We start from the raw sequence: 1,300 nt of genomic DNA on the forward strand, positions 1-1,300 counted from the left end.
GGCGGTTTCTAGGGATCGTCGCAACACATGATCGGTTAGGTCAGACGGCGAGCAGTTTATGCAGACGCTCGGCTGGGGTTTCCCAGCCGAGCGTTTTGCGTGGGCGGCCGTTGAGCTGGGCGGCGACGGCGTCCAGGTGTTCGCGGCTGTGGACGGACAGGTCGGTTCCCTTGGGGAAGTACTGCCGCAGCAGGCCGTTGGTGTTTTCGTTGGAGCCGCGTTGCCATGGGCTTGCCGGGTCGCAGAAGTAGACCGGGATGTCCGTGGCGATGGTGAAGGTGTGGTGGGCGGCCATTTCGGAGCCCTGGTCCCAGGTGAGGGACCGCTTGAGGTGCGGTGGCAGCCTTTGTGCGGTCTCCGTCAGGGCGTCTCGGACGCTGGCTGCGGTGTGGTCCATGGGCAGGTGGAGGAGCATCACGTAGCGGGTGCTGCGTTCGACGAGGGTGCCGATCGCCGAGCCGCTGTTCTTGCCGATGATGAGGTCGCCTTCCCAGTGGCCGGGCACGCCCCGGTCGTCCGCCTCGGCCGGGCGGTCGCTGATCATCACCATCGGATCGGTGAAGCGCGGCTGTCGGCAGTTGGCCTGGCGGTGGGGCTTGCGGCGGGCGCGTCCGGTGCGCAGGGCGCCGGCCAGCTCCCGGCGCAGTGCTCCGCGTCCTTGCACGTAGAGCGCCTGGTAGACGGTTTCGTGGACCACGTGCATCTCCGGCCGGTCGGGGAACTGTCTGCGCAGAGCGTGACAGATCTGTTCCGGGCTCCACCGCTCGTCAAGACCTGCCTGGACGGCGGCCCGCAGCTCGGGGTCTTGGCTGATCTTCCGGGGCTTGGGGCGGGGACGGCGGTCATCCGCGCGGGCCTGGGCGGCGAAGGGGCGGTACTGGCCGTTGACGGGGTGCCGGTTGCGGCGGATCTCCCGGCTGACGGTGGAGGGGCTGCGGCCCAGTTCGGCGGCGATAGCGCGGACCGTCGCCTTCTCCAGGAGCCGGTCGGCGATGTAGATCCGGTCGGCTTCACGTAGGTACCGGGACGCACCAGAAGGCGGCAGCACCGGTCTGGCCGGTGGTGCCGCCTTCTGCCGGCCGGAGGGGTTCCGGCCGTTGCGCCATCGCTTTCCCGTGCGGAGGTTGATGCCGACGAGCCTGGCCGCCTCCGTGTAACTCACGCCCTGCTGCACGAGCCGGAAGTATTCCTCCCGCTCACGGGTCAGCTTCCTGCGGCCCTGGGCCACCGTCCGTGTCTTGCGGATCTCGAACATCGCACCCCTTGAGCTGGGGTGTTGCGACGACCGCTAGAACTCAAG

General features: G+C 68.6%; 1 protein-coding gene. It reads right to left on the reverse strand.

Annotated features, from left to right (window positions below; all coding sequences use genetic code 11):
* Positions 1–40 precede the first annotated feature (40 nt).
* The gene (locus AB0O67_RS37350; protein ID WP_365460577.1) at positions 41–1,255 is read right to left on the reverse strand and encodes an IS30 family transposase; all 1,215 of its coding nucleotides are present in this window, start codon (positions 1,253–1,255) and stop codon (positions 41–43) included.
* Positions 1,256–1,300: the final 45 nt, after the last annotated feature.

Origin of the sequence: Streptomyces sp. NPDC086077 (assembly GCF_040686175.1) — a bacterium.
GTDB lineage: Bacteria > Actinomycetota > Actinomycetes > Streptomycetales > Streptomycetaceae > Streptomyces.